The organism is Spirillospora sp. NPDC029432, from assembly GCF_040703975.1.
Lineage (GTDB): Bacteria > Actinomycetota > Actinomycetes > Streptosporangiales > Streptosporangiaceae > Spirillospora.
This window is the reverse complement of the sequence record NZ_JBEZWH010000066.1, coordinates 24,281-42,090: the sequence shown is the minus strand read 5'-3', so window position 1 is coordinate 42,090 and position 17,810 is coordinate 24,281. Positions and strand designations below refer to the sequence as shown.

The 17,810-nt window shown below is 73.8% G+C and carries 15 protein-coding genes; 1 reads left to right on the top strand and 14 read right to left on the bottom strand.

Annotated features, from left to right (window positions below; translation table 11 throughout):
- Positions 1 to 43: 43 nt before the first annotated feature.
- The 11 genes from AB0881_RS34080 to AB0881_RS34030 form a co-directional block, all read right to left on the bottom strand.
- A complete protein-coding gene (locus AB0881_RS34080; protein ID WP_366623738.1) occupies positions 44 to 2,536 on the bottom strand; it encodes a PQQ-dependent sugar dehydrogenase in 2,493 nt (830 codons plus the stop codon).
- Positions 2,537 to 2,663: 127 nt separating this feature from the next.
- The gene (locus AB0881_RS34075; protein ID WP_366623736.1) at positions 2,664 to 3,818 is read right to left on the bottom strand and encodes a Gfo/Idh/MocA family oxidoreductase; all 1,155 of its coding nucleotides are present in this window, start codon (positions 3,816 to 3,818) and stop codon (positions 2,664 to 2,666) included.
- Positions 3,819 to 3,873: 55 nt separating this feature from the next.
- A complete protein-coding gene (locus tag AB0881_RS34070; RefSeq protein WP_366623734.1) occupies positions 3,874 to 4,932 on the bottom strand; it encodes an ABC transporter substrate-binding protein in 1,059 nt (352 codons plus the stop codon).
- A 100-nt stretch (positions 4,933 to 5,032) separates the two neighbouring features.
- The gene (locus tag AB0881_RS34065) at positions 5,033 to 6,103 is read right to left on the bottom strand and encodes an ABC transporter permease (protein ID WP_366623732.1); all 1,071 of its coding nucleotides are present in this window, start codon (positions 6,101 to 6,103) and stop codon (positions 5,033 to 5,035) included.
- Positions 6,100 to 7,644: a sugar ABC transporter ATP-binding protein gene (locus AB0881_RS34060; protein WP_366623730.1), complete on the bottom strand. Its 1,545-nt coding sequence runs from the start codon at positions 7,642 to 7,644 to the stop codon at positions 6,100 to 6,102. The genes AB0881_RS34065 and AB0881_RS34060 overlap by 4 nt, the downstream gene beginning before the upstream one ends.
- Before the next feature lie 25 nt (positions 7,645 to 7,669).
- A complete protein-coding gene (locus AB0881_RS34055; RefSeq protein ID WP_366623728.1) occupies positions 7,670 to 8,851 on the bottom strand; it encodes an ROK family transcriptional regulator in 1,182 nt (393 codons plus the stop codon).
- A gap of 262 nt (positions 8,852 to 9,113) precedes the next feature.
- The gene (locus tag AB0881_RS34050) at positions 9,114 to 9,722 is read right to left on the bottom strand and encodes an ATP/GTP-binding protein (RefSeq protein ID WP_366623726.1); all 609 of its coding nucleotides are present in this window, start codon (positions 9,720 to 9,722) and stop codon (positions 9,114 to 9,116) included.
- A complete protein-coding gene (locus AB0881_RS34045) occupies positions 9,703 to 10,128 on the bottom strand; it encodes a DUF742 domain-containing protein (protein WP_366623724.1) in 426 nt (141 codons plus the stop codon). Before AB0881_RS34045 ends, AB0881_RS34050 begins: the two co-directional genes overlap by 20 nt.
- A gap of 1 nt (position 10,129) precedes the next feature.
- Positions 10,130 to 10,576 carry a roadblock/LC7 domain-containing protein gene (locus AB0881_RS34040; RefSeq protein ID WP_366623722.1) on the bottom strand — a complete coding sequence of 149 codons (447 nt, stop codon included), beginning with the start codon at positions 10,574 to 10,576 and terminating at the stop codon, positions 10,130 to 10,132.
- A complete protein-coding gene (locus AB0881_RS34035) occupies positions 10,573 to 13,263 on the bottom strand; it encodes a nitrate- and nitrite sensing domain-containing protein (RefSeq protein ID WP_366623720.1) in 2,691 nt (896 codons plus the stop codon). The genes AB0881_RS34040 and AB0881_RS34035 overlap by 4 nt, the downstream gene beginning before the upstream one ends.
- A 152-nt stretch (positions 13,264 to 13,415) precedes the next feature.
- The gene (locus AB0881_RS34030; RefSeq protein WP_366623742.1) at positions 13,416 to 13,832 is read right to left on the bottom strand and encodes a roadblock/LC7 domain-containing protein; all 417 of its coding nucleotides are present in this window, start codon (positions 13,830 to 13,832) and stop codon (positions 13,416 to 13,418) included.
- A gap of 356 nt (positions 13,833 to 14,188) precedes the next feature.
- On the opposite strand from AB0881_RS34030, the gene AB0881_RS34025 reads away from it, so the two are divergent.
- On the top strand, positions 14,189 to 15,031 hold the full coding sequence (locus AB0881_RS34025; protein WP_366623718.1) for a hypothetical protein: 843 nt from the start codon (positions 14,189 to 14,191) through the stop codon (positions 15,029 to 15,031).
- Between the two features lie 156 nt (positions 15,032 to 15,187).
- On the opposite strand, the gene AB0881_RS34020 is transcribed toward AB0881_RS34025, so the two are convergent.
- The 3 genes from AB0881_RS34020 to AB0881_RS34010 form a co-directional block, all read right to left on the bottom strand.
- Entirely contained in the window at positions 15,188 to 15,922 is a 735-nt protein-coding gene (locus AB0881_RS34020; protein WP_366623716.1) for a tyrosine-protein phosphatase, read from the bottom strand.
- A gap of 71 nt (positions 15,923 to 15,993) precedes the next feature.
- On the bottom strand, positions 15,994 to 16,785 hold the full coding sequence (locus AB0881_RS34015; RefSeq protein ID WP_366623714.1) for an enoyl-CoA hydratase-related protein: 792 nt from the start codon (positions 16,783 to 16,785) through the stop codon (positions 15,994 to 15,996).
- A 3-nt stretch (positions 16,786 to 16,788) separates the two neighbouring features.
- On the bottom strand, positions 16,789 to 17,691 hold the full coding sequence (locus AB0881_RS34010; RefSeq protein WP_366623712.1) for an SDR family oxidoreductase: 903 nt from the start codon (positions 17,689 to 17,691) through the stop codon (positions 16,789 to 16,791).
- Positions 17,692 to 17,810: the final 119 nt, after the last annotated feature.

Below are 17,810 nucleotides of genomic sequence, written 5' to 3'. Positions count from 1 at the left end.
CGGCCGGCGGCGGCGCCTGCCGCCGCCGGCCGGGGAGGGAGGGTCATCTCGTGGTGAAGGTGAAGTCGTCGAGGTCGAACAGGGATCCGGTCCCGCCCTTGAAGACCAGGTAGAGCGGGCCGGCCGTCGCGGGGGCGCCGGCGATGGCGCCCGTGACGTCCGCGTAGACGTCCCAGCCGCCGGTGGGGGCCACCTGGGCCGAGCCGATCAGGGTGCCGTCCGGTGCGCCGGCGCGCAGTTCGAGGGTGCCGCCGGCACCGCCCGAGCTGACCCGCGCGGTGAACGAGGCGGCGTCGTCCAGCCGGTACGGCTCGAACATGATCCAGTCGCCGTTGGACGCGTTCCCGACCCGCGCCGCGCCGTGCGCGCCCGCGGCCTGGACGCGGCTCACGCCGGAGCCGGTCTTGTAGTGCTCGGCCTGCCGGTTCTTCGGCTGGGTGTAGTTGATGTCGATGCCGCGGAGCGGGACCACGCCCTTCCTGCCGCCGGTGTCGGTGTACTCGGCCGCCCAGACGCCGTAGGTGTTCTCGGACGGGCCGTGGTCGCCGTCGCCGGGCGTCCGAAGCACGCCCTCGCAGCCGTACTGCTCGGCCAGCGCGTGCGAGTGCGTGGCGTGGCCGAGGAGGTAGGTCAGCTTCACCTTGGAGCAGTCGACCGGGTCGTCCTCGCGGTCGCGGACGGTGATCCGGTACGGCACCTCGGCGCCGAAGTCGACCAGCCGGCCGTGCTCGGGCAGGTCGAGCGTCACGACCGGGGCGGTGTTGCCGACCGTGACCAGCACGCTGTCGGTGGCGGTCTTGCCGCTGGCGTCGGTCACGGTGAGCGTGGCCGAGTACTGCCCGCGCTTGCCGTAGACGTGCCGCGGGTTCGCCCGGGTGGACGGCCTCCCGTCGCCGAAGTCCCACCGGTAGCTGATCGCCGTGCCCTCCGGGTCGTGCGTCCCGGCGGAGGAGAACCGCACCTTCAGCGGGCTGCGCCCGGAGGTGGGCTCGGCGGCGATCCGCACCTCGGGCCGCCGCCCGGTGGTGCCGATGTGCTCGAACCGGAACAGCCCGGCGTGGTCGTCGGTGGAGAAGTACTGCTCGCCGTACGTCAGCACGTACAGCGCGCCGTCCGGCCCGAACTCCAGGTCCATGACCTTGTAGCCGAGCGGCCAGGGGAACGGCGTCACCGTCCCGGCCGAGCCGTCGGCGTTCACCGCCGCGTGCCGGATCCAGCGCCGCTCGAACTCGCCGAGGAAGACCTGCCCGTCGTACTCGGCGGGGAACTTGACCTGCGACGGGTTCGCCTCGTCGTACCGGTAGACCGGCCCGGCCATCGGCGACTCGGAACTGGAGCAGCCCGACTCGGGGTTCATGGCGGGGTTGTCGCATCCGCTGTAGCGGATCCAGGCGGGGACCGGCTTCGGGAGCTGCGCGACGCCGGTGTTGCGCGGCGAGTCGTTGACCGGGCCGTTCTGGCAGTCGAACTTCGCGCCGACGGTGCCGGTGGCGAAGTCGTAGTCGGCGTAGGTGTCCTCGGGGGTGTTCTCGCCCGTGCAGTACGGCCAGCCGAAGTTGCCGGCGCCGGTCACCCGCGCGAACTCCACCTGCCCGGCGGGCCCCCGCGCGGGGTCGTTGTCGTCGCCCTTGTCGGGCCCGTAGTCGCCGACGTACACGGCGCCCGTCTCCGGATCCACGGAGATCTTGAACGGGTTGCGGAACCCCATCGCGTAGATCTCCGGCCGGGTCCGCTCCGTGCCGGGCGCGAACAGGTTCCCGGCCGGGCTCGTGTACGTGCCGTCCTCGGCCACCTTGATCCGCAGCAGCTTGCCGCGCAGGTCGTTGGAGTTGGCCGAGGTGCGCTGCGCGTCGAACGCCGGGTTGCGGTCCGCGCGCTCGTCCAGCGGGCTGTAGCCGTCCGACTGGAACGGGTTGGAGTCGTCGCCGGTGGACAGCAGCAGGTTGCCCTGCGGGTCGAACTCGATGTCACCGCCGACGTGGCAGCAGATCCCGCGCGTCGCCGGGACCTGGAGGATCTTCTGCTCGCTGGCCGTGTCCAGCTCGCCCGCGGCCGTCAGCTTGAACCGCGACAGCTGGTTGTGCCCCTCGTACGGGGCGAAGTCGGCCTCGGTCCCGGTCTCCGGCGCGTCCGTGCGGGGCGTGTCGAGCCGGGGCGCGTAGTACAGGTACACCCAGCGGTTCTCGGCGAAGCCCGGATCGGCGGCCACGCCTTGGAGGCCGTCCTCGTCGTGGGTGTAGACGTTCAGCTGCGCGGCGACCCTCGTCCGGCCGTTCTGGTCGGTGAGGCGCAGCACGCCGTCGCGCGCGGTGTGCAGCACGGAGCCGTCGGGCAGCGGCTCCATGGCCATCGGCTCGCCGACCTCGTCGGGTCCCTGGGCGAGCGAGTACGGGTAGAAGTGCTCGGGCGGCGCCGCCTGCGCGGCGCCCGCCGCCGGCGGGACCGCGACGGCCATCGCGGCGGCGGTCACCGCGGCGACCGCCGCGGCGACGATGGGCGGGATGGGGTTGGCTCTGGCTCGGGTCGACCTGAACACGATGGATCTCCTCCTCACCTGGGGGGTGGGGCGCGAGGATCGGGGCGGTTCGGGACGGGCACCTCCTTCCGGTGATCACGGGCGGGGCGGGGCCCGGCGCGTTCCCGGCCGGGCCCCGTTCCGGCGTTCAGCCGTCCTCCACCGCGGTCCAGGCGCCGTCGCCCGCCGCGCTGGCCTCCACGGCGGCGAGCACCCGCTGGACCTGGAGGCCGTCGGCGAACGAGGGGCTGGGGTCGGTGCCCTCGGCGATCGCGGTCAGCAGGTCGGCGAGCTGGTGGGTGAAGGTGTGCTCGTACCCGAGCAGGTGCCCGGGCGGCCACCACGCCCCGGCGTACGGATGCTCGGGCTCGGTGACCAGGATCCGGCGGAACCCGGCGGTCGCGGCGTCCTCGGTGTGGTCGTGGAACCACAGCTCGTTCAGCGCCTCCAGGTCGAACGCCAGGCTGCCGGCCGAGCCGTTCAGCTCGAACCGCAGCGCGTTCTTGCGCCCGGCGGCGAACCGGGTGGCCTCGAACGTCGCCAGCGCCCCGCCGTCGGTACGGCCCATGAACACCGCGGCGTCGTCCACGGTCACCGGGCCGGTGCCGTCGCCGCCGACCAGCGGCCGCTCCCCGACGAACGTCTCGGTCAGGCCGCTGACCCCGGTCAGCCGCTGCCCGGCGACGTGCTGCGCCACGTCGATGATGTGCGCGCCGATGTCGCCCAGCGCGCCCGACCCGGCGCGGTCCTTCTGCAGCCGCCACACCAGCGGCGCGCCGGGGTCGGCGAGCCAGTCCTGCAGGTACTGCGCCCGGACGTGGCGCAGCGTGCCGAGCCGGCCGTCGGCGACCATCCTGCGGGCCAGCGCGATCGCCGGGACCCGCCGGTAGTTGAACCCGACCATCGAGCGGACCCCGCGCTCGCGGGCCCGCTCGGCCGCGGCGACCATGGCCGCGGCCTCCTCCACGGTGTTGGCCAGCGGCTTCTCGCACAGCACGTGCTTGCCGGCGTCGAGGGCGGCGACCGCGATCTCGGCGTGGCTGTCGCCCGGCGTGCAGATGTCGACCAGCTGGACGTCGTCGCGGCGCAGCAGCTCCTTCCAGTCGGTCTCCACCGCCGCCCAGCCCAGCTCGCGCGCCGCGGCCGCGGTGCGGTCCCGCGACCGGCCCGCCAGCGCGGCCATCATCGGGGTGAGCGGCGGGTCGAAGAACGGCCCGACGCTGCGCCACGCCTGGGAGTGGGCGCGCCCCATGAAGGCGTGCCCCACCATCCCGACGCCGACCGTCGCCCTCTCGTTGGTCATGAAGTTCCCCCTCAGGAGTCGGAACGCCGCGTACTGCCCGCCGCCGGAAGCGGCCTCAGGACTCGAAGCCGAGCGGCATGTACGTGTCGACGTTGGCCTTGGTGATGGTCTCCGAGGCGAGCGTGATCGACTGCGGGACCTGCTGCTCGACCAGGTCGGCCATGCCCTTGCCCTGCGCGATCAGCCGGGCGATGCGGACCGCCGAGCCCGCCATCGTCGGGCTGTAGGTGACGGTCGCCTCCAGCACCGACGAGCCCGCCTTGATCTCGCGCATGGCGTTGGCCGAGCCGGCCCCGCCCACCATGAAGAACTCCTTGCGGCCGGCCTGCTTGATCGCGGCGAGCACGCCCACGCCCTGGTCGTCGTCGTGGTTCCACAGCGCGTCGATCTTCTTGTGGGCCTGGAGCAGGTTGCTGGCCACCTGGTTGCCGGTCTCGACGGTGAACTTGGCGTCCTGCTTGGCCGTCACCGTGAACCCGAACGTCTTGAGCGCGTCCGCGAAGCCCTTGCTGCGGTCCTGGGTCAGCGGCAGCGTGGCGATCCCCTGGATCTCGACGATGACCGGGTTGGCCACGCCCTTCTCCTTCAGGCGCCGGCCGACGTGGTGGCCGGCCGCGACGCCCATGCCGTAGTTGTCGCCGCCGATCCAGGTCCGGTACGAGAGCTTGTCGGGGAAGACCCGGTCCAGGTTGATGACCGGGATCCCGGCGTCCATCGCCTTGCGGGCGACCTGGTTGAGCTGCTCGCCGTCGTTGGGCAGCAGCACCAGCGCGCTCACCTTGGCCGAGATCAGCGACTCCACGGCGGAGATCTGCTGGTTGATGTCGTTGGTCGGCTCGACCGGCTTCCACGTCACGTCCGAGTACCGCTTGGCCTGCGCCTCGGCGTTCTTCGTGATCGCGGCGATCCAGCCGTGGTCGGCGGCGGGCGCGGAGAAGCCGATGGTGACCTTCTTGCCGGGCTTGTCGTTCTCGCCGCCGTTGTTGCCGGCCTGCGCGGCGGGCGCCGTCTCCTCCGGCTCGTTGCCGGTGCAGGCGGCGGCGAGGCCGCCGGCCGCGACGACGCCCGCGCCGAACAGCAGGTTGCGGCGGCTGGGTCGGGTGCTCTCGGTCATTGCGTGCTCCTGGAGGGGGGTGGGGTGCGGTACGGCGGGAGCGGGTGGAACGGCGGGTCGCGGGAACCTCGGGCGGGGCCGGGCGGGGGCTAGGTGGGGGCTAGGTGGGACTTCTGAGTCCGCGGCGCTGCAGCAGGACGGCGGCCACGATGATCACGCCCTTGGCGATCAGCTGGTCGCTGGTCTGCAGGCCGTTGAGGATGAACAGGTTGGTGATGAGCGTGAAGACGAGCACGCCGAGGATCGACCCGACGAGCGTGCCGCGCCCCCCGGTGAGCAGCGTGCCGCCGATGATGACGGCGGCGATCGCGTCCAGCTCGTACAGGTCGCCGTGTGTGCTGGAGCCGGTGGTGGTGCGGGCCATGATGATGATCGCGGCGATCCCGCAGCACAGGCCGGACAGGCCGTACAGCGCCACGGTCTGCCGGCGGACGTTGATGCCCGCCAGCCGGGCCGCCTCGGGGTTGCCGCCGATCGCGAACGTCCGGCGGCCGAACGTGGTGCGGTTCAGCAGCACCCAGCCGGCCGCCGCCACCGCGGCGAAGATGTACACCACAAGCGGCAGGCCCAGCACCTTGGTGGTGGACAGCGCCTCGATCGCGTTGTTCTCCGGCCGGACCAGCTGCGTCTTGCGGTCCGACATCCGCTGCGCGAGCCCGCGCGCGGCGACCAGCATCGCCAGCGTCGCGATGAACGGCACCAGCCGCCCGTACGCGATGAGGATCCCGTTCACGAGCCCGGCGCCGGTGCCGACGAGGACCGCGCACATCACCATCACGGCCGGCCCGTACGACTGGGTCGCCAGCGTGGTCGCCCACACCGACGCCAGCGCCATCAGCGCGCCCACCGACAGGTCGATCCCGCCACCGATGATCACGAACGTCATCCCGACCGTGATGACGCCGATCGTGGCGGCCAGCGCGAGGATGCCGACCAGGTTCCCCGAGGTGGCGAAGTTGTCGGGCTGGGTGACCACGCCGACCAGCGCCAGCAGCGCGAGCGCGGCGACCAGCCCCAGGTGCCGGATCTCCCCCGGCCCCCCGGCGGACCCGTTCGCCCCGTCCGGCCGCCGCCACGGCAGCCGGTTCCACGGCGGGCGCGGCGCGGTGCCGTCCCGCTTCTCGGGCGCCGGGCCGGCGGCCGCCTCGGGTCCCACTCCGGCCTCGGTCATAGGGCCCTCCCTTCCATGATCATGTTGAGTACGCGGCGCTCGTCCAGCTCCCCGCCGGCGGCGCTGTGGATCACCCGGCCCTCGCGGACCACCAGGACGCGGTCGGCCAGCCCGAGCACCTCGGGCACCTCGCTCGACACCAGCAGGACCGCGACGCCGCGGGCGGCCAGCCCGCGGATCACCGCGTACAGCTCGGCGCGGGCGCCGACGTCCACGCCGCGGGTGGGCTCGTCCAGGACCAGCAGCTTCAGCCCCTCGCCGTTCCCGCCGGACGCGGCGCCGACCAGCCAGCGGGCCAGCACGACCTTCTGCTGGTTGCCGCCCGACAGCGTCGCGACCGGGCGGCGCGGATCGCCGGGGCGGATGTCCAGCGCCTTGATCTGGCTCTGGACGTCGGCGTTCTCGCGTCTGCGGTCGAGCCAGCCGAGGCGCGAGTAGCGGCCGAGCCCGGCGAGCGTGATGTTGCCCGCGACGGACTCCGACAGCAGCAGCGCCTGGCTCTTGCGCTCCTCGGGCGCCATGCCCATGCCGCGCCGCACCGCCGAACCGGTGTCGCCGGGACGCACCGGGCGGCCCTCCAGGAGCACCCGGCCGGCGGTGGGGCGGCGGGTGCCGTACACCGTCTCCAGGATCTCCGAGCGGCCCGATCCGACCAGCCCGGCCAGGCCGACGATCTCGCCCGCGCGGACGCTGAACGAGACGTCCTCGAACGCCCCGGCCAGCGTCAGCCCCTCCACCCGGAGGACCTCGGGCCCCTCGCCGGCGTCCGGACGGTCCGGGAACGCGTACTCGACGTCGCGGCCGGTCATCAGCGAGACGACCCGGGCGGTCGGGGTGTCGCGGGCGGGCAGGCCGTTCGCGACGGTGCGGCCGTCCTTGAGGACGGTGACCCGGTCGCCGATCTCGCGGATCTCCTCCAGCCGGTGCGAGATGTAGACGACCGCGACGCCCGCGGCGGTCAGCTCGCGGATGATCCGGAAGAGGTTGCTCACCTCGTCGTGCGCGAGCGCGGCGGACGGCTCGTCCATGATGATCAGGCGGGCCTCGTGCGAGAGGGCGCGGGCCATGCTCACCACCTGGCGGCCCGCGGCGGGCAGCCGGCCGACCTCGCGGCGCGGCGGGATCTCGCCGTGCCCGAGCCGGCCGAGCAGCTCGGCCGCGGCCTTCTCGGCCTCCGCGCGGCGGGTGAAGCCGAGCCGGGCGCGCTCGTGGCCGAGGAAGATGTTGTCGGCGACCGAGAGCCCGTCCACCAGGTCGAGCTCCTGGTAGATGGTGGCGATCCCGGCCCGCATGGCCGCCGTGGGCCCGGCCGGCGCGAACGGCTCGCCGCCCAGGGTGATCTCGCCGCCGTCCGGCCGGTGCGCCCCGGCCAGCACCTTGATCAGGGTGGACTTGCCGGCCCCGTTCTGGCCGAGCAGGCAGTGCACCTCGCCCGCCCGGACCTCCAGGTCCACGCCGTCCAGGGCGCGGACGCCGGGGAACCGCTTGGTGATCCCGCGCATCCGCAGGAGGGGATCACCGGTGTGCTTCGCAGGGCCCACAGGGCCTCCTCTGCCGGGGGTCGGGTCAGGCGACGGCGAAGACGTGATCGCTGATGAGTCGGGCGCCGCCGATCACGCCGGCGGCGCCGGCGAGCTCGGACAGCACGATCGGGAGGTTGCCGGTCGCCAGCGGGAGCGAGCGGCGGTAGACGACGCTGCGGATCTCGGCCAGCAGGGTGTGGCCGAGGCCCGCCACCCCGCCGGCGATGATGACCAGGCCCGGGTTGAAGAAGCTGACCAGCCCGGCGAGCACCTGCCCGACGTGCCGGCCGCCCTCGCGGATCAGCTGGACGGCGACCGGGTCGCCGGCCGCCGCCGCGTCCGCGACGTCCCGGCCGGTCAGCTCGCCCGCCGCCGCCAGCCGCTCGGCCAGATGCGCCGAACGCCCCGACCGCGCGGCGGCGGTGGCGTCGCGGGCCAGCGCCGCGCCGCCGAAGTACGCCTCCAGGCAGCCGGCGTTGCCGCAGGCGCACATCGGGCCGTCGTCGTCGACGCGGATGTGCCCGATGTCGCCCGCGCTGCCGGACACGCCCCGGTAGATGGCCCCGTCGACGACGATGCCGCAGCCGACACCGGTGCCGATCTTGACGAGCAGGAAGTCGTCCACCGAGCGGGCCAGCCCGGAGTGCAGCTCGCCGAGGGCCATGATGTTGACGTCGTTGTCGACCAGCACCGGGCAGCCCAGCTCCTGGCCGATCGCCTCCCGGACGGGGAAGCGGTCCCAGCCGGGCATGATCGGCGGCACCACCGGCATGCCGTCCCGGAAGCTGACCGGGCCGGGCACCCCGATCCCGGTGCCGTGGACCTGCGGGATCAGCCCCTCGTCGCGGAGCTTGCCGAGCAGGTCGAGCGCGCGGTCCAGGACGACGGTGGCGCCGTCCCGTACCTGGCACGGCTCGCTGACGTGCCCGAGCACCTCCAGCTCGCCGTTGGTCACCGCCACGTCGATCGAGGTGGCGCCGATGTCGAACGCCACGAACCGCAGCCGCGGCGACAGCCGCACGATGCCCGAGCGCCGCCCGCCCCGCGAGGCGGCCAGCCCGGCGCTCTCCACCAGCCCGAGCTCGGCCAGCCGGTCCAGCTCGACGGCCAGCTTCGAGCGGGACAGCCGCACCACGTCGCCGAGCTCGGCCCGCGACCGCGGCCCCTCGTCGCGCAGCAGCCGCAGCAGGCGTGCCTGGTGCACGTTCTGCGGTCGAGCCGTCATGCGCATCACGCCGTCCTCTCGCGCTCCACGAGCCGGTGGTGAACGAGAAGGTAACCGGCTTTCGCTCACTTGAGAAGACCTTTTAACTAGATCGTTCTAACTTTCCTCATTCAGAAGACAAAGTAGGACGCGAAAGACCCCCGCCGGGATCCGGCGGGGGTCTCCGAGCGTTCAGTGCGCGGGGATCGGGGGGATGGGGGTCAGGGGGGTGTCAGGGGGTGTCACGGGGTGTCAGGGGGTCGGAGGGTTTCAGCAGGACGGTTCAGTAGGACACGGGGTCCCGGCGGCCGCTCATCGAGCGCATGATGTGCTCGACCAGGGCGATGAGGACCTGCTTGGCCGACTCGCGCTCCCGGACGTCACAGTTGATCACCGGTACGTCCGGCGACAGGTCGAGGGCGTCCCGGACCTGGTCGGCCGTGTGCCGGCCGGCGCCGTCGAACTGGTTCACGCCGATGATGAACGGGACGCCGCGGCGCTCGAAGTAGTCCACCGAGGCGAAGCAGTCGGCCAGCCGGCGGGTGTCGACCAGGACCACGGCGCCCAGGGCGCCCTTGGCCAGCTCGTCCCACATGAACCAGAACCGGTCCTGGCCCGGGGTCCCGAAGACGAACAGCACCAGGCCGTTCGGCAGCGTGATGCGGCCGAAGTCCATGGCGACCGTCGTGGTCGTCTTCTGCGACACCGCGGTGGTGTCGTCGATCCCGATGCTCTTCTCGGTGAGCGCCTCCTCGGTGCGCAGCGGGCGGATCTCGCTGACCGCGCTCACCAGCGTCGACTTGCCGACGCCGAAACCACCGGCAACGAGGATCTTGACGGTCAGCGCGGATTCGCCGGCCACACCGGCCGGGTCAGAGCGCACGGATTCCATCGATCACTTCCTTGAGTACGCGCTCGCTCGGGAACTGCGCCACCGGCGCGGGGCGCCGTACGCTGACGAGCGAGTGGTCGAGAAGGTCGCCGAGCAGCACCCGGACGACGCCCAGGGCGAGTTCCAGCTCCGACGCTATCTCGACGACCGACAGCGGGGTGCGGCAAAGCTCCAAGATCATTTCATGTTCCGGCTCCGGGGCCCAGCCGTCGGACCCGGCCCGGACTCCGCCGGTGCCGCCGTCGCCGTCCGCCGCCGGCTCCGCGACGATCAGCGCGACGAGGTCGAGCACATCGGAGTCGTACTGCGTGCGCCCCCCGGTGAGGGCGTACGGTCGCACCACGGGGCCGGCCGCGTCGTCGTACCAGCCCGCCCCGCCCTGGCCGTAGTGCCGTGACCCGGACACCTCAGGCGCCGCCCGGCTCGGCCGCCGCGATCCGCGGGTCGGCCGACAGGTGCTGCCCGACCCGGGTCACCAGCATCGCCATCTCGTACGCGATCACGCCGAGGTCGGCGTCGGCGTCGGCCAGCACGGCCAGGCAGGCGCCCCGGCCGGCCGCGGTGACGAAGAGGAACGCGTTCTCCATCTCCACGATCGTCTGCCGGACCGCGCCGCCGCCGAACTGCTCGCCGGCGCCGCGGGCCAGGCTCTGGAAGCTGGCCGCCACCGCCGACAGGTGGTCGGACTCCTCGCGGGCCAGCCCCTTCGACGCGGCGATGCGCAGCCCGTCGCTCGACAGCACCGCGGCGTTCTGCACCTGGGCCACCCGCTGCACCATGCTGTCGAGCAGCCAGTTCAGATCACCGCCGGCTCCCGCGGCGATGTCTCCCGCTGCCTGCTGCGCTTCGGTCATGGGGTGTCGTCCTCCTCGGCTCTGGCCTGATCGCCGGGCCCGGCCTCCGCGGGCCCGGATTCGGCCTGTCCTGATTCCCTGCGTCCGCGCTCCCAGCCGCGCTGCATCGAGGACATGATCGAGCGCATCTCCTCGGGCGCGCGCGGTCGCGGGTCCGGCCAGGCCGCCTCGGGCGCGGCCGGGTCCGCCGCGCCCTCGTGGCCGGCCGGGTCCGGCACCGCCGGGTCCCAGCCCCGCGGGTTCGTCACCACCGGCGACGCCTGCGGGCCCGTACCGCCGGGGACGGGACGTCCCTCGGCCGCCAGGTCCGCGTCCACGCGCTCCTTCAGCTGCGGCGCCAGGTGGGTCTGCCGCCTGCGCCGCGGCAGCTCGCCCTCGGCCAGGGGCGGGTCCGGCTCCTTGGCCACCGGCTCCGGCCGGGGCGTGGGCGCCGGCGCGGGCGCGGGCGGCTCCCCGCCCGGGGGCGGGGTCTCCGGGCGGCGGTGCGCGCCGGAACGGGACCCGCCGCCGACGCCGCGGCGCCGCGGCAGCTCGCTGAGGCCGCCCTGGCCGGCGGGCCGCTCGGGCTCGGGCGCCCGGGGCTCGGCGGGCGGCTCGGCCACCAGCCGGACGGGGCCGGTGCCCGCCGCGGGCCGGCCGGCCCCGGACGCGCCGACCGCGGCGGGCTGCCCCACTGCGGCCATCGCGCCGGTCGAGCGGCGGCCGATCTGGTCGGGTTCGGGCGTCTCGACGATCAGCTCGGCGGGGATGAGCGCGATCGCGGTCGTGCCGCCGTACGGGGACTGCCGCAGCGTGACGGAGATGCCGTGCCGGCGGGCCAGCCGCGCGACCACGAACAGGCCCAGCCGGGCGCTGTCGGACGGGTCGAACTCGGGCGGGTCGGCCAGCCGCTCGTTGGCGGCGCGCAGGTCCTGGTCGGTCATCCCGAGGCCGCGGTCCTCGACCTCGACGACGAAGCCGTTGGCCACCGCGTGGCCGCTGACCCGCACCGGCGACTGCGGCGGCGAGAACGTGGTCGCGTTCTCCACGATCTCGGCGAGCAGGTGGATGGTGTCGGCGACCGCGGTGCCCTGGAGGGCGAGCCGGGGCAGCTGCTGGACCCGGACCCGCGGGTAGTCCTCGACCTCGGCGACCGCGCCGCGGACGACGTCCACCATCGGCACCGGGCGGCGCCAGCCGCGCCCGGCGGTCTTGCCGGCCAGGATGACCAGGCCCTCGGCGTGCCGCCGCATGCGGGTGGCGAGGTGGTCGAGGCGGAACAGGTCCGACAGCTCGGCCGGGTCCTCGGTGCGGCGCTCCATGGTGTCCAGCAGGCTGAGCTGGCGGTGCAGCAGCGCCTGGTTGCGGCGGGCGAGGTTGACGAACACCTCGCTGATGCCGCCGCGGACCGCCATCTCGCGGGCGGCCCCGGTGAGCACGGCCTCGCGGGCCCGGACGAACGACTCGGAGATCTGCCGGATCTCGCGGATCCGGTACTCCCGGTCCGGGACGTTCGCGATCTCCTCGATCCGGCCGCCCTCGCGGACCGTGTCGGCCAGCGCGGGCAGCGCCCGCTGGGTGAAGTCGACCACGCCGCGGGCCAGCGTGCGGCACTCGTCCAGCAGCCGGCGCGACACCCGCACCGCGACGAGCACCGACACCACGATCGCGACGAGGCCGAGGCCGCCGGCGATGCCGAGCCGCCGCACCACGCCGAACGCGATGCCCTCGGCGCGGCCGGTGAGGTCGTCCAGGGCCTCGTTCTCGAACTCGAACAGCCGGCCGGTCACGGTGTCGACGCTGGCCCGCCAGTCGGCGGTCCCCACGTGCGCGGTACGGGCCGCGCGGCCGGCGTTCCCGCCCGCCGCGTCCTGCTCCTGCCCGGCCTGCCGGTCGCCGGGTTCGGCGCCGCGGATGATCTGGTCCTCCAGCCGGCGCAGGTGGGCGTGCTCGGGGGTGCCCTCCAGCCGCCTGAGCCGCTCGCGCTGCTCGGCGTGCAGGCCGGGGGCGTTGTCGGCGTACAGGTACCGCTGGGCTCCGGCCAGCTGCGCGAACTGCGCGCGCTCGGCGGCGGTGAACCGGCCGCTCGGCGCGGCGCCGGTGAACAGCGCGTCCTCGCGGGCCAGGAACTCCCGCGCCCGCGCCATGGTGATCAGCGTCCGGCCCTCGCCGGCGATCTTCGCGTCCGCCGGGGCGACCGCGGCGTAGATCGCGAACGCGGAGTCGATCAGTCCGGAGTACTCCCCCAGGAGGCCGGCCCGGTCGGCGGCCCGGCCGTCCACGCTGCGCCGCATCAGCTCCAGCGAGCCGAGCCGGGTCACGAACGCGTCGATCCGCTCCCGGACCGGCGGGTCGATGGCCCCCCGCAGCCGCTTGTCCTTGCTGTGCCGGCGGACGAGCTCGCGCGCCTCGTCGGTGGCCTTCCGCTGCGCGGCCAGGGCGGTCCCGTCGGCATTGCGGGCCCCGCCGAGCCGGCCCATCGACAGCCTGCGCTCCTTCTGCAGCGCGGCGATCAGGGCCTGGGTGGGCAGCAGAGACTTCTCCTGGAACTGGTTGCTCTGCTGGAGCTGCCGGGCGTCGCCGTACGTGATGTCGGTGGCGAACGCCCACAGGCCGGCGAGAGAGATGAGCGGCACGAGGATCAGCAGGATGATCCTCGTCCGGATCGAGGAGAAGCGCCGGGACATCACCGCTGGTGAACCCTGCACCCGTCCGATGCGCTGAACTGCCGGAGGCGCGACATGCGGGGGAAACCTCTCGATTTATAGGTTAAAGGGGGGACTGCCGGAGCCTACTACGCCGCCCGGAACGGGCCCACTCAAGCGGTGCCACCGGGGCCCATGGCCGGCGCCGCGGATGATCAGGCGCCGTCGAATCCCGTGCCGGCGAACCGGGGGCTGGCCTGCAGATGCTGGCCGACCCGCTTGACCAGGACGGCCATCTCGTAGGCGATCAGTCCGGCGTCCGCGTCGGCCGTCGCGAGAACGGCCAGGCAGGTGCCGTTCCCGGCGGCGGTCACGAACAGCAGCATGGAGTCCATCTCGATGATGGTCTGCCGGACGTTGCCGCCGCCGAAGTGCCGCCCGGCGCCGCGCGCCAGGCTCTGCACGCCCGCGGCCAGCGCGGACAGGTGCTCGGCGTCCTCGCGGCCCAGCTCCTGGGACGCCGCGACGGCCAGCCCGTCGCGCGACAGGATCACCGCCTGCCGGACCGTCGGGACGCGCCCGGCGAAGTCGTTGAGCAGCCAGTTCAGTTCACCGGTCGCGGTGTTGTGCATCATCGCGCTTCCTCGTTCACACTCGTCAACACGGTCAAGTCAACACGATCCCGGCACCGGGACGCGATCACGGCCCGCACCCGATCCGGTGACGGGAGTGATGACATCATCGAACCCAGCATCGCCGTCCGGAGCAACATTCGCAGCCCGAATGCCACTTTCAGGAGCATCTTGGTCGTTCCGGGGCATCGTCCCATTCAGTGGAACGGGCCCGATCAGCGCCCCCGCAATTCTCGGCAAAACAGGACAAACACCCCGGTCGGCGACCCCACGGCGATGTGTCGATCACGACTCGTTACGGGAACAAAGGGCCGGAGAATCACCGATGTGCCCGTTACGGCGTTACGATTCCCGCCGTGAGTCCCGAAAGCCAGGCATCCGAGGCACTTCCGTCCCGGCGCCGCCGAACCCCGAGGGGCGGCCGGCACCGCGGCGACGAATCCTTCCTGCTGCCCCACGGCTCCCCCGTCCTCGTTCTCGCCGTTCCCGGCACCGCCCGGGGCGCCGGCGGGGTCCCCGAGGAGCTCGCCAGGCTCGTCGAGCTCGAGCACACCGGCCAGCCCACGCTGGTCGGCTATCTGGAGGGGGACGAGGGGAACCTGGGCGCGCTCCTCGCGACGCTCGACCAGCAGCGACCCGACGAACCCGGGGCGGTGGTGGTACCGCTGGTCACCGGCCCCGAGCACGAGACCGAGCAGGCCATCCGCAAGATCGTCGCCGCGGCGCCGATCCGGGCGGTGGCGGCCGAGCCGCTCGGCCCGCACCCGCTGATCGCCGAGGCGCTGCACGACCGGCTGGCCGACGCCGGGCTGGCCCGCGCCGACCGGATCCGGATGATGACGATGGTCACCGCCGCCGGCGGTGTCATCGTGGTCACCCCGGGCGACGCGTTCGCCGTCCGGCAGGCCGAGGTGAGCAGCGTGCTGCTGGCCTCCCGGCTGGCCTCCCCGGTGTTCACCGCGCGGGTGGACGACCAGGCCGGCGTGCAGGCCGCCGCCGCGCAGCTGCGCGGCTCCGGCGTCCAGCGGCTCGCGGTGGCCCCGCAGCTGATCGGTTTCGAACCGGACGCGCGGTACATCACCGCCGCGGCCGAGGCGGCGGGCGCCGAGCACGCCGCCCCGCTGGGCGCGCACACCGCGCTGGCCCGGCTGGCCGCCCTCCGCTACGCCGAGGCCCTCTCGGCCGCCCTCTCGGGCTGAGACGTCCCGCGCCGGGCCCACCCGACCGGGCCCGCGCGGGGCCGGCCGGAGCCGCCGCCCGCACCCGCCGCGGCCTGGGCAGCCGGATCGGCCGCCGGATCGGCGTCGTGCGCCGCCGCCGGACCGCCCCGCGCCCCGACCACGGCACGCCGGGAGTTAGGGCGCCACAGGCTCCACCAGGGCCGCGCGCAGGCGGACGGCGATGTCCGCCGGGGCGCCCAGCGAGCCGAGCAGGCCGGCCATGCCGCCGTGCCGGGCCCGCAGGTCGGCGATCAGCTCGCCCATCGTCGCGGCGTCGGCGGTCATCACGTCGCGCGGCACGTACGCGGCGGTCCGCTCGTACGCGGGGTTGCCCGCCAGCCGGGCCTCGATCCTGGCCAGGTTGCGGCCGGTCATCGCGTAGTCGGCGATCAGGTCGTCGTCGGCCACCCCGACCGCGCCCAGCACCACCGCGCTGAGCATGCCGGTACGGTCCTTGCCCGCCGCGCAGTGGAACACCGCGGCGCCCCGCGCGGCCGCGATCGCGCCCGCCGCGTCCACCAGGGCGGTCCCGGAGCTCTCCATGATCCGCGCGTACCGCTGGGCGAGGCTCAGCGACGTGTCGGCCATGATCTCGGCGTTGTGCCGGTCGATGACGGGCGCCTCGACGATGTCGGCGATCCCGCCGAGCGGGTGCGGGCCGCCGCCGTCGTGCCGGCGCTCGAAGTCCGAGCGCAGGTCGATCACCGTGGTCAGCCCGATGTCGCGCAGCGCCGCCACGTCGGCGCCGGTCAGCTCGTGCAGCGCGTCGCTGCGGAACAGCCGCCGCCAGCGCACGCGGCCGCCCTCGGCGCCGTACCCGCCAAGGTCGCGGAAGTTCACGCAGCCTTCGAGGACGATCTCACGCTGCACCCTGGGCCCTCTTTCGTCGACTCGCGGCGCGCCGCCGCGCGGGGCGGCACGCCGCAAGTCAACAGGACGGGCTAGCGGTTCCTGAACTCGGGGGGACGCTTCTCCATCGTCGCGGCCATCCCCTCGGCGAGGTCCTCGGTGAAGAACGCCATCGTCTGGATCCCGGTCTCGGCCGCCAGCTGGCGGCGCAGGCCCGGGGCGTCCAGGGAGGCGTTGAGCAGCTCCTTGGTGCGCCGCAGCCCGTACGGGGACTTGGCGAGCAGCTCCCCGGCGAGCGCGAGCGCGCCCTCCAGGTCCTTGCCCTCATCGGCGACCTCGGTGACGAGCCCGAGGTCGCGCGCCGCCGCCACGTCCAGCCGCTGCGCCCGGTAGAAGATCTCGGCCGCGCGGGCCGTCCCCACCAGCCGCGGCAGCAGCCAGGACAGCCCGCAGTCGCCCGCCGACAGCCCCAGGTTCGTGAACGGCACCACGAACCGCGTCGTCGGGTCGGCCACCCGCAGATCGCAGGCCAGCGCCCAGGAGACCCCCATGCCGGCCACCGGGCCGTGCAGCGCGGCGATGACCGGCTGCGGGATCTCCCGCAGCCGGGCGGTCACCTCGCCGCCGCGGGCGATGCCGTGGTAGAGCCGCTGGACGCGGCCCTCGCCGCCGTCACCGTCGCCGCCCTGGAGGTCCATGCCGGAGCAGAACCCGCGGCCCTCGCCGGTGAGCACGACGACCTGGGTCGAGGAGTCGCGCATCAGCTCGTTCAGGACGTCGAGCATCTCCTCGGTGAGCGCGCCGGTGACGGCGTTGAGCCGCTCCGGGCGGGCCAGGGTGATGACGAGCACCCCGTCCCGCCGGTCGATCCGGAGATCGCCCACCGGTCAGGAGCCGAGCTGCTGGATGAGCGGTCCCATCTGCGCGCCCATGTCGGCGGGCACGGTCAGCGGCTCGGTGGCGTTGATCGCCGCCCAGTTGTCGCGGATCGCCTCGACCGTGAGCGTCTCCTTCTGGCCGTACCCGGGGCCCTCGGCCACCAGGACGCGCGCCACCCGGCCGCCGCCGACGGTGTAGACCTCGCCGGAGTCCTCCAGGCTCTCGTGCACGAGGTACGCCACCAGCGGCGTGACCTGCTCGACGCCCAGCTTGTCGGCGAAGTCGGCCGGCAGCAGGTCCTCGGTCATCCGGGTCCACGCCACCGGGGCGATGGCGTTGGCCTTGATGTTGTACTTCTTGCCCTCGTGCGCGAGCGTCTTGGTGAAGCCCACCAGGCCCATCTTGGCCGTGCTGTAGTTGGCCTGGCCGAAGTTGCCGAACAGGCCCGCCGGCGACGAGGTGTTGACGATCCGGCCGTAGCCCTGCTCGCGCAGGTGCGACCAGGCGGCGCTCGCCACCAGGAACGAGCCGCGCAGGTGCACCGCGATGACCGCGTCGAACTCCTCCGGCGACATGTTCTTGAACGACTTGTCGCGCAGGATGCCGGCGTTGTTGACGACGATGTCGACCTTGCCGAAGCTGTCCAGCGCGGCCTGGATGATCGCGCCGGCGCCCTCGGGGGTGGCCACGTTGTCGGGGCTGGCGACGGCCTCGCCGCCGTTCTTCTTGATCTCCTCGACCACGTCCTGGGCCGGACCGGCCGACGACCCGGCTCCGGACCGGTCGCCGCCGAGGTCGTTCACCACGACCTTGGCGCCGCGCGCGGCCAGCTCCAGCGCGTGCTGCCGGCCGAGGCCGTGCCCGGCTCCGGTGATGACGGCGACGCGACCGTCGTAGCGCAGTTCCGACATCCTGTCTCCTCACTCGCGACGGCGGCCCGGGGGCCGCACCCTCCGGGTCCTAGATAACCATCCGGGGGTTACCCAGTGGTACCACCTGACCGAATCCCGCTCGGATTCGGGGGCCGGGA

Bases quoted from the DNA above. Each gene is read 5' to 3' on its own strand.
- AB0881_RS34075 (WP_366623736.1), bottom strand. From the start codon at position 3,818: ATGACCAACGAGAGGGCGACGGTCGGCGTCGGGATGGTGGGGCACGCC.
- AB0881_RS34070 (WP_366623734.1), bottom strand. From the start codon at position 4,932: ATGACCGAGAGCACCCGACCCAGCCGCCGCAACCTGCTGTTCGGCGCG.
- AB0881_RS34065 (WP_366623732.1), bottom strand. From the start codon at position 6,103: ATGACCGAGGCCGGAGTGGGACCCGAGGCGGCCGCCGGCCCGGCGCCC.
- AB0881_RS34055 (WP_366623728.1), bottom strand. From the start codon at position 8,851: ATGACGGCTCGACCGCAGAACGTGCACCAGGCACGCCTGCTGCGGCTG.
- AB0881_RS34050 (WP_366623726.1), bottom strand. From the start codon at position 9,722: ATGGAATCCGTGCGCTCTGACCCGGCCGGTGTGGCCGGCGAATCCGCG.
- AB0881_RS34040 (WP_366623722.1), bottom strand. From the start codon at position 10,576: ATGACCGAAGCGCAGCAGGCAGCGGGAGACATCGCCGCGGGAGCCGGC.
- AB0881_RS34030 (WP_366623742.1), bottom strand. From the start codon at position 13,832: ATGCACAACACCGCGACCGGTGAACTGAACTGGCTGCTCAACGACTTC.
- AB0881_RS34010 (WP_366623712.1), bottom strand. From the start codon at position 17,691: ATGTCGGAACTGCGCTACGACGGTCGCGTCGCCGTCATCACCGGAGCC.